Source organism: Rhizobium sp. BK376 (genome assembly GCF_004341625.1).
GTDB lineage: Bacteria > Pseudomonadota > Alphaproteobacteria > Rhizobiales > Rhizobiaceae > Rhizobium.
On sequence record NZ_SLZG01000062.1, the window covers coordinates 1 to 9,250 of the forward strand.

Annotated in this window: 13 protein-coding genes; 10 read left to right on the forward strand and 3 right to left on the reverse strand. The window is 57.3% G+C overall.

Going from position 1 to position 9,250, the window contains the following annotated elements:
- The first annotated feature begins 362 nt into the window (after window positions 1–362).
- The 6 genes from EV561_RS36165 to EV561_RS36190 all read left to right on the forward strand — a co-directional run bounded on the left by EV561_RS36165 (window position 363) and on the right by EV561_RS36190 (window position 5,578).
- Window positions 363–704: a hypothetical protein gene (locus tag EV561_RS36165; protein ID WP_132528660.1), complete on the forward strand. Its 342-nt coding sequence runs from the start codon at window positions 363–365 to the stop codon at window positions 702–704.
- A 161-nt stretch (window positions 705–865) separates the two neighbouring features.
- The gene (locus tag EV561_RS36170) at window positions 866–1,069 is read left to right on the forward strand and encodes a hypothetical protein (RefSeq protein ID WP_132528661.1); all 204 of its coding nucleotides are present in this window, start codon (window positions 866–868) and stop codon (window positions 1,067–1,069) included.
- Between the two features lie 103 nt (window positions 1,070–1,172).
- Window positions 1,173–1,970 (forward strand): pseudouridine synthase, encoded by a 798-nt coding sequence (locus EV561_RS36175; protein WP_245513268.1) that lies wholly within the window; start codon window positions 1,173–1,175, stop codon window positions 1,968–1,970.
- A 5-nt stretch (window positions 1,971–1,975) separates the two neighbouring features.
- Entirely contained in the window at window positions 1,976–2,659 is a 684-nt protein-coding gene (locus tag EV561_RS36180; protein WP_132528672.1) for a phosphoribosyltransferase, read from the forward strand.
- A gap of 137 nt (window positions 2,660–2,796) precedes the next feature.
- Window positions 2,797–3,747: a phosphoribosylaminoimidazolesuccinocarboxamide synthase gene (locus EV561_RS36185; protein WP_132528663.1), complete on the forward strand. Its 951-nt coding sequence runs from the start codon at window positions 2,797–2,799 to the stop codon at window positions 3,745–3,747.
- Between the two features lie 355 nt (window positions 3,748–4,102).
- Window positions 4,103–5,578: an efflux transporter outer membrane subunit gene (locus EV561_RS36190; RefSeq protein WP_132528664.1), complete on the forward strand. Its 1,476-nt coding sequence runs from the start codon at window positions 4,103–4,105 to the stop codon at window positions 5,576–5,578.
- Window positions 5,579–6,049: 471 nt separating this feature from the next.
- Here EV561_RS36190 and EV561_RS36195 read toward each other — a convergent pair whose 3' ends face one another.
- On the reverse strand, window positions 6,050–6,292 hold the full coding sequence (locus tag EV561_RS36195) for a DUF982 domain-containing protein (protein WP_132528665.1): 243 nt from the start codon (window positions 6,290–6,292) through the stop codon (window positions 6,050–6,052).
- 209 nt (window positions 6,293–6,501) lie between these two features.
- Between EV561_RS36195 and EV561_RS36200 the strand changes: the two genes are divergently transcribed.
- The gene (locus tag EV561_RS36200; RefSeq protein WP_132528666.1) at window positions 6,502–6,960 is read left to right on the forward strand and encodes a YbaK/EbsC family protein; all 459 of its coding nucleotides are present in this window, start codon (window positions 6,502–6,504) and stop codon (window positions 6,958–6,960) included.
- A gap of 53 nt (window positions 6,961–7,013) precedes the next feature.
- Window positions 7,014–7,388, forward strand: coding sequence for a CAP-Gly domain protein (locus EV561_RS36205; RefSeq protein ID WP_132528667.1), 375 nt, complete (start codon window positions 7,014–7,016; stop codon window positions 7,386–7,388).
- Between the two features lie 17 nt (window positions 7,389–7,405).
- Here the strand turns inward: EV561_RS36205 and EV561_RS36210 are convergent, their stop codons facing one another.
- Entirely contained in the window at window positions 7,406–7,594 is a 189-nt protein-coding gene (locus tag EV561_RS36210; protein ID WP_132528668.1) for a hypothetical protein, read from the reverse strand.
- Between the two features lie 223 nt (window positions 7,595–7,817).
- Here EV561_RS36210 and EV561_RS36215 point away from each other — a divergent pair, with 223 nt between their 5' ends.
- Window positions 7,818–8,111, forward strand: coding sequence for a hypothetical protein (locus EV561_RS36215; protein ID WP_132528669.1), 294 nt, complete (start codon window positions 7,818–7,820; stop codon window positions 8,109–8,111).
- Between the two features lie 15 nt (window positions 8,112–8,126).
- Here the strand turns inward: EV561_RS36215 and EV561_RS36220 are convergent, their stop codons facing one another.
- Complete coding sequence (locus EV561_RS36220; protein ID WP_132528670.1) at window positions 8,127–8,387, reverse strand: hypothetical protein; 261 nt, start codon at window positions 8,385–8,387, stop codon at window positions 8,127–8,129.
- A 131-nt stretch (window positions 8,388–8,518) separates the two neighbouring features.
- On the opposite strand from EV561_RS36220, the gene EV561_RS36225 reads away from it, so the two are divergent.
- On the forward strand, window positions 8,519–8,893 hold the full coding sequence (locus tag EV561_RS36225) for a BA14K family protein (protein ID WP_132528671.1): 375 nt from the start codon (window positions 8,519–8,521) through the stop codon (window positions 8,891–8,893).
- Window positions 8,894–9,250: the final 357 nt, after the last annotated feature.

Genomic DNA, 9,250 nt, shown 5'->3' on the forward strand with positions numbered 1-9,250 from the left:
GTCAGTGATCGGGCTTATAGACCCTACCCAACGAACTAGTCAACAGCGCCAAACAAAGTTTTTTGACATTTTTGTAACATGCTGTTTTCGTTGATGAAATTTTGACGACCGGGATGAGACGCCGAAAATCGGCACGTTCTCCCGCCAGAAATCTTGTCCACCCGGTCAAAAAATCCAAATTCGACCCAACGTGGACGGGAAGAGCCAAACGATCGACTACCACCGCGATACATTCAGAGCCGGACGCCTCTCGATCCCGACCCTTTTTACGCGCATCCGATCAAAAAATGGAACCTGAGACCGGGTTTGGCTGTTCCTCCCCCCAGCAGTTAATAGGCCAGCAGACAACAAGGGAGAGAACCATGGCTACCAACACCGACGATATCAGGAGTTCCATGAGCAAGGACATTGCCGCCCTTCAGCAGGAAGTGTCGCGATTGCAGAAGATGATTTCCGCCCAGGGCACGGAAGCTTATTACGAGTTGCGGGACCGCGCCGGCAAAGCCCTTGATGATGCAACGCCACGGGCAAAGCGCGCCGTAGCCCAGATAAGGGCCGAGGGAGCCGCAGTGGCAGATGCCGCTCGTGAGCACCCGACCGCCACAACCACGGCCTTCGCCCTGGTCGGCGCCATCGCCTTCCTTGCAGGCTATATGATGGCAGGGCATTCTCAACCGCAGCCGCGGCAATGGTGGCAACGCTAATCGAATTTGGGCCAAATCCGATACTCTATTCAGCACCGTTGAATTCGCCGGTTTCCCTGTGAATGCCGGCGAACGAAAATGGGTCCTTCCGTTACGGGATGTCTCACAAAAACCAAGATCGAATGCCATCTATCTCTATAGAACTGGCAAGGGAGGCGATCATGGAAATAGCAAGAACCGAAAGCATCGTCGAAGTCAGCATCAACGGCGCCTTTGAGCGTCGTGCTATCGGGATTATGAACCTGCGTCAGGCACTCGATCTTCCCGATATGCCAAGCCTCAGCTACACGCATCCGGATCCGGTAAAGGCAGCCGCCGGCATTGTCGTTACCCGACGCGAGCTGGAGCGCTTTGCCCCCGTTTGAGGTGAGGGCATTTGCACGGGACTGGCAGCTATGCGAAAGGAATGCCGGAATTCGGCGGCAAGACTGGACATAGCGAGTGCAGCAGCGGCGCAGCGGACAAAGAGTGCAGAACGGTCCAAGACATGAAAAGGGAACGGGCGGCAAGCGCGTGACCCTTTCACGCGCGCTTTCGAAACTCGGCTATTGCTCACGCACCCAGGCAGAGGGGCTGATCGCAGAGGGTCGAGTGAGTGTCGAGGGCAAGACAATCCGCGAAGCCGACACCTGGGTCGATCTCGATCACACCATCATTGCCGTCGACGGCAAGAGGATCACAGCCGAGAAAAAACTCTATCTTATGCTGAACAAGCCGCGCGGCCTGGTGACGACTCGGCACGATCCCGAAGGTAGACCGACGGTCTATGACTGCCTGAAAGGCTTCGACGCCCCTCACCTTTCACCGGTCGGGCGACTGGACAAGGCAAGCGAGGGCCTTCTTCTCTTTACCAACGATACCGTTCTTGCACAGGCACTGCTCGATCCGATCACCCATCTAGCAAAGACCTATCACGTTCAGGTCAACCGCGTCATGGACGCGGACCTGCTCGAACGCATGACGACGGGGCTTGTTGCCGATGGCGAGTTGCTGACGGCAACGGCAGCACGGCTGCTGCGCGCCGGTGAGAAAAACGCCTGGATCGAAGTCGAACTTCAGGAAGGCAAGAATCGCCAGATCCGGCGAATGCTTGAGGTGATGGATATAGAATGCCTGCGGCTCGTGCGTGTCTCTGTCGGCGGGCTGGCGCTGGGCGATCTGGAAAAAGGTGCGGTCAGAGAGCTGAATGCGTCCGAAGTCCAGGGCTTGCTGAAGCAAACAGGCCTGGAGAAACGGAAGGGTAGCGGAGCAAAGACGATCCCATGAATGCAATGCAGCCCCATGACTTCTGGCAGCACATTCACCCGCCAGAGAGCTTTCCCACCTCGGGCGATCTCACAGACTCCTATGTCGCAAGACTGCCGGACGGGCGACAACTGCTGCTGCCGATCCGCGTGCTGGCCGATGGAGATCGCGCGCTGGCATCCTTGATCATCAACCAGGCGAGTTTTGCCGTGCAGGACGCCTTGGCCGAGGCGCTGGCCAAAAAGATCGTCGAATTCAATATCGATGTGATCGCCGGGCTGCCTACGCTTGGGCTGACGCTTGCAAGCGCAGTGGCTCGTCACCTCGGTCACCATCGCTATGTGCCGCTCGGCACCTCACGCAAGTTCTGGTATCAGGAGGATCTCTCCGTTCCCCTCTCCTCCATCACCACGCCGAGCCAGCAGAAGCGTCTTTATATAGACCCGCGCATGCTGCCGCTCCTCGAGGGGCGGCGGGTCGCGCTGATCGACGACGTCATATCAAGCGGCGCCTCGATCGTATCCGGTCTGGAACTGATGGCCGCCTGCAATATCGAGCCGGCCGTGATCGGCGCGGCGATGCTGCAATCGGACCGCTGGCGCGATCGGATCGAGACATTGGATGAAAGATGGACGGAACGAACTGTCGGCGTCTTTTCGACACCGATCCTCGAGAGAACGCAGAGCGGCGGCTGGCGACCAGCCCCCTGAGATAAATTTCGCTGCCTGGCGGCTTGATCAGGCATATGCTTTGCGGCGTACATTGCTTGACATCCCCGGTGAGCAAACTAAGGGTCGGAACACGAAGCGTCCGCCGGGCGGATGCCATCAGCCGATTGGTGAGCGTAGTGCGAATTCTCTCCGAAGCCCATTTTCCCGAATTGCCAAACTACTACCGCGGCAAGGTTCGCGAAAATTACGACATGCCGGATGGAAGCCGTATCATCATCAGCACCGATCGCCTGAGCGCTTTCGACCGTATCATCACCTGCATTCCTTATAAGGGGCAGGTGCTGACACAGACGGCACGTTACTGGTTCGAGGCGACAAAGGATATCTGCCCCAACCATGTCATCGAATATCCCGATCCGAACGTCGTCGTCGGCAAGCGCCTCGACATCCTGCCGGTCGAGGTCGTCGTGCGTGGCTATCTTGCCGGCACTACGAGCACATCGATCCTGACGCTCTATAAAAAGGGCGAGCGGGAGATGTATGGCATCCGCCTGCCGGACGGCATGCGCGACAACCAGGTTCTGCCCCATCCGATCATCACGCCGACCAGCAAGGCCTTCGACGGCGGCCATGACGAACCGCTGACGGCCGCCGAAATCGTCGAACGCGGATTGCTCACCGCCGAGCAATGGCAGACCTTGTCCGCCTATGCACTCGCGCTATTTGCGCGCGGCCAGGAAATGGCGCTGAAACAGGGACTGATCCTGGTTGACACCAAATATGAGTTCGGTACCGATGAGACCGGCGCCATTATCCTTGCCGACGAGATCCATACGCCTGACAGCAGCCGCTACTGGCTGGCCGACAGCTATGAGTCGAGCTTCCAGAAGGGTGAGCGGCCGACAAGCTTCGACAAGGATTTCATCCGCACGTGGGTCGTGGAACGCTGCGATCCGTATAAGGACGAACTCCCGGAAATTCCTCTGGAATTGATCGAACAGACGTCGAAGGTCTACATCAAGGCCTTTGAAGGGATAACCGCCCAGACCTTCGTGCCCGACGATAGCGGCGAGACTCCTGTCGCCCGGATTCGCGCAAATCTCGAACGGTATTTTCCGAGGTCGTAGAGGCGGAGACGATCGGGTTGCGATCCCTTCGCCGGCTACGCGGGCAACGTCGAAGTGACGCCACCAGCGACTCGACAACGGGCCTCGTCGCCACAATTGGCGTCGGCGGTGGTATGTTTTTTGCAACACTCCCCAGATTTTTCACTCCAAAGCGCCCCTTTGTCATGCTCACGAGCATATTCAACCGCGAGAAATCGCAAAAGGCACTGTGCTATTGCGAAACTCGTTGCTAGATTGCCGGCGACTGCTTCGGATCACATGGCCGTTATTGCGGACGCGTGCGCCGCAAGCCGCCTCGGGGTCATGATGGCTCTGTAAGACACTGATGATGTGAAAGAATTGTGGGAAAAAAGTGATGGTGTCCATTCGTACTGTTGCCCCGGCTCTGCTGCTTCTTCTGGCAGGCTGCGTTAGTGGGCCAGATCCCAAACCGCCGGAAATGCCTTTGCCGGCGAAGTTTTCTGAGGGCAACCTGAAGGCCAATGGCGATGTCGCCACCTCTCAATGGTGGGCAAGATTCAACGACAAGCGCCTGAACGGATTTGTCGATGCCGGTCTCGCTCAGAACGTCTCGATCCTGCAGGCGATCGAGCAGACCAACGCTGCAGCAGGCGATGTGACCGTCGCCGGCGCTGGTGGACTCCCCGCCCTTAACGTGGGTGCCTCCCACACCACGAGTGGCGAGCTGGGCAGCCAGCGCACGCAGCATGGTTCGCTGAACACCAGCGCGGGTGATGTGAACGTTTCCTGGCTGCTTGACCTCTGGGGTCAGTATCGCCGTGCCCGCGAGGGCGCCTTGGCTGAACTCGATGCCGCCTATGCAAACGTTGACGTACAACGTCTGGCCTATCTGCAGGATCTGGTTACGAGCTATATTAACGCTCGCTTCTTCCAGGCGCGTATCGCGATCGCTCAGGAGAACCTGAAGTCCCGCCGTGAAACGCTTGAACTGACCAAGTTCCAGCTTGATGCCGGTGCTGCTTCCCGTCTCGACGTGGTTCAGGCTGAAGGTCTCGTGAATTCGACGATTGCCGAAGTACCGGGCCTCGAAATCAGCCTTCGCCAGCAGGTGCACCATATCGCAACGCTTCTGAGCGTATCGTCGGCATCCGTCATGTCGGAGATTCAAAATAACACCGGCCAGCCCGTCTTCCGCGGAAGCGTAGCGACCGGCGTTCCGGCGGATTTGATCCGCAATCGTCCCGATATCCGTCAGGCCGAACGGAATCTCGCCAATGCGACTTCCCAGATCGGTGTCGCACAGGCGCAGCTCTACCCGACCATCACGCTCGGCGGCGATATTTCGCCCTCCTACATACATGCATCGGGCGGACGCAAGGGCGGCTTGACGACCTGGTCATTCGGCCCGACCCTGACGTTGCCGATCTTTGACGGCGGCCGCCTGCGCGCCGGCGTTGACATCGCAAACTCCAATGCCAAGACGCAGTATTTCATCTGGAAGCAGACGGTGCTGACGGCTATCCAACAGGTCGAAGACGCCCTTTCGGCAGTCAGCCGTGATGCACAGACGGTTTCGGCTTTCCAGGCGGAGGTCAAATCCTACCAGGAAGCCCTGCAGCTCTCGACAGCAAGCTACAAGGACGGCGCATCTTCGCTGCTCGACGTACTCGACGCCCAGCGTTCGGTAACGGACGCTCAGGAAAGCCTGGCCCAGGCCGTACAACAGAGCGCCAGCGACTACGTTCTGCTCAATGTCGCGATCGGCGCCGGCTATGTTCCTGCGTCGCCAAAGGCTGCAGTTGCTGCCGGTTCGCCCAGCACGGCGGCCAAGGCTCCGGTCGTCAAGGTTTCGGACAAGAAGGCCAACTGATCTCGATCAGGAAAGTCTGGAGATTTAAAAAACCGCCGCGAAATTCGCGGCGGTTTTTTTGTGTCCGGGTGACCGCTGGAGTGACCGGCGAAGCAGCCGCAGCGACCCGATGGGACTGCGTTGCTTGAAAAAACAAAAAGGCCGGAATCAACCGGCCTTTCGTCATCCACCTTCGCATCAATGCCAGTACATCCGTGGTCAAAGGGTAAAGTGGATACTGCAGTCAGATTGGAGGCAAAAGGCTAATGCTTGGTTAGCCCGGTCTTCGCCTCATCACTCGGTAACGAATCCTAGGCGCCTTTGGCGCAACCCGTAACCATCCGCTGCATGACTGGACTGTATATCTGAAATCGATTTGTCGATTTCAAGGCAATTCGGAAGTTTCCCTGGCGGCCGGCAGATTGGCGATGGACGCCAATCCCGCAACCAGCTCATAAGCGACCAGGATCCCGCATAAAAACCCGTGCGACCTCAATGGGTTGGTAAATGAGCTTCCTGAGCGGCTGAAATGAACATCTCACGAGCTTCTTCCGCAGATTTGCGCCCGTCGATGGCAGCACGGCAAACACTTCTGGCAGCGACATAAAGCGGCCCGCGACGATCCGGCCACAAATCCGCCATGCAATGAAGAGCGTCCGATGGACCGTCCACCATCTTGGCATTACCCTGCGCAAAACCAACCTGGATCGGATGGTTCCATTTGATGTGTCGCATGATGGATATCTCCTCGGTTTGCCGTCCGTCAGAAGCCGCCTCCTCCGGCGGCCACTGCGAGTATAGCGTTTATCAGTGTGAACGAAAATATGGATATTTTATGTACCCCTTTATCGCCGGATCGGCTGCCTCGATTCGGAGAAAGATAGAGAAAACTCCCCTTCCATGCCTTGCAGCCCGGGCTTCCCATCAATAATCTCCACGGCATCATGAGCCTAGAATCCGTTCGCGCCTTCTTCAGCCAGCAAGCTGCCGATATTTCCGTCATAGAGACGGAGGCCAGTTCCGCAACCGTGACACTGGCCGCCGAAGCCCATGGCGTCGATCCGGCGCAGATCGCCAAGACGATTTGCGTCCGGGTTGGCGATCGCGTCATGCTGGTTGTCGCCAGCGGTACGGCTCGCCTCGACAATCGCAAGAGCAAGGACGTCTTGGGCGGAAAGCCGCGGATGCTGGATGCGGAGGAAGTCGTTGCAGCGACCAGCCATCCGGTCGGCGGCGTCTGTCCCTTCGGACTTCCGACACCATTGCCGATTTATTGCGATGTGTCGTTGAAGCGCTTCGATGTGGTCGTTCCGGCTGCAGGCGCGATAAACGCCGCGGTCAGGATCTCACCGGATCGAATGGCCGAGTTGGTCGACGCTGAATGGGTGGACATCTGCCAATAGATGATAAATTTGATCGGACCCATTGAAGCAGGTCCGCGTCAGGGAGCTATCCAATGCACCAATTCCATGTTGGCCAAAAGGTCGTCTGTATCGACGATACGTTCAAGCACGTATCGATCGATCAATTGATTCGCAAAGGCCAGATCTACACCATTCGCTGGATCGGCCCTTACAAGCATTATGTCGACGGAGAATTCATCGGCATCAAGGTCGAGGAAATTTACCGAGGCAATGACGATGGCCCGGAAGGCTATGGCGCCGTCGACATGCCCTACAGGGCAACCCGCTTCCGTCCGCTGGTCAAGGATAAGCTCGGCGCATTGCGCAGTCTTCTGGCTCCGAAAAAAGATGGTGAAGAGCCATTCATTCCTCCTTCCAAGGAGGAACCCAAGCGAAAGGCGCCCGTCAACAAGGAAGAGAAGGTCTGAGCCCTCGATCGCCGATATCAGCGGAACATAAGCGGCCTTTGAGCATTCATCAACAGCTCGTGGCGTGTTGCAAAATCACCCAGAAGCTTGGACAGCCGCTTTTCTTCTTCTGGATCAAGGCGATGCCGACGTGCAAACTCCTTGACGCTCCAGACCTCTCGCAGTTTGTTGTCCTCAATCCGGCTGCTGTCAACATAGGTAATCATTACGCATCTCCCGCTATGCTCTGACCGAAACGCAGCAATGCGAAAATGGTTCCGCCAAATCCCGCAAGGCGGCGTATAGGTTTTTCGAGGTCGTTCTGGCTTCGCCGCGGATATCGGTCTGGCGTAGGGCAAGGTGTCGCGTTCCCAAGCCTTTACGGCATTGTTACAGGACGCACGTTCACGCGCGGACAAAGGCTTACCATCAGCATCGGGTGACCATAGAATGTCAATCAAGCGTATCATCGTCATATCAGGGATCTTCGGTCTCGGATTGAGTTTTGCCGGGAGTTGCATGGCGCAAGCCCAGCCCCAGGGCCAACCGAAGCAATCCTTCTTCATTGCGACCCGCCATGCGGAGATCGGCGACGGAATTTCCCGTATCAGCAGTTTCCAGGGACCCAAGTCGACCAATTATTTCGTGCACTGCAACTGTGCGGATCTGAGCAGCGACACAAAGATATGCCCGACCAAGGGGTATCAATGCGCCTGCTCCCCCGCGACAGTCTATTGCCAATAGGCAAGGCGACCGGGTTCAGAAAGGACGGGTCATGACCTGTCTGTTGACGAGCTTCAAGCTGCGATCGGGTTGAAGAATATAGGTCTCGTGGACGTCCTGTCCGTGGTTGTCTGTGAAATCATGGGAGATCCGCGCGCCCACGGGAGATTGCGTGAGCTTCATACGCGGCTGGCCGCCATAGGTGATACTGCCCGGTATGGGCTGCAGCTCCGTTTGTGCCTGATCGCAGGCCGCCAGCAGAAACAGACACGTCAAAAGGGAAATGATCGATTTCATCGCGATCTCTTTCTCAGCACTTCAAGGCGCGACAGCATACACCATATAAGAGTTAGAACAGAATTCGGTCCGCTTGCCACCGCCGCTTCGGCCAAGGCGGACGTTGCTATCGCCAAGATAGGGGAGCATGCATGAGTAAGTTCAATGCGTTGATCGCCATAGTGAGTCTGACTGCGCTGATGGCATTCACGTCGGTGGCATCTGCAAGCGCCATGCCGCTTCCCGACCTGGCGGTGCCACAACGATCGGACATCATCCAGGTCCACGATCATCACGGCCATCATCACTATCATATCCGCCAGGGTTACGATGACTATTACAACAATTATGATGACAGCGGCGTCCTCTTCAAATCCTTCGTGACCGGCACGCTTTTCACACATAATGACCGCCAAGCCTATTATAGCGACAGCCACATGAGAACATGTGCCGCCCGCTATCGGAGCTATAGCGCCTACGACAACAGCTATCAGCCGAGCCACGGCCCAAGGCAGCAATGCAGATGAGGCGTCGCTGGACGGCGCTCCAGCGATGGAAATGCGAGCGCCTTCGGTGCATCGGTTTATGATCCGCTTAGCGGGACTTTCACGCGGCAGGCTTCCGGAAGCCATATTTCCAGGATCTGCAACCGCCGGATAAACAAGCCACCCGCCTTTCGTCAACGGCCGTTGAGCATTTCGGGGATATTGTAGCGGAAGATTGATTGCGGGGGCAGGCTTTGCCCCTTGCTTTGGACCCTTCCGGTTATGGTGAGCTTCAGCGAACGAGGAGCTACGCTCGCGATGGCAGGGGCAGCTTTTGTGCCAGCGAAGGTCGGCCGGCGATGGGATGCGGCTATATTTCGGGGGATATTGGTTGCGGGG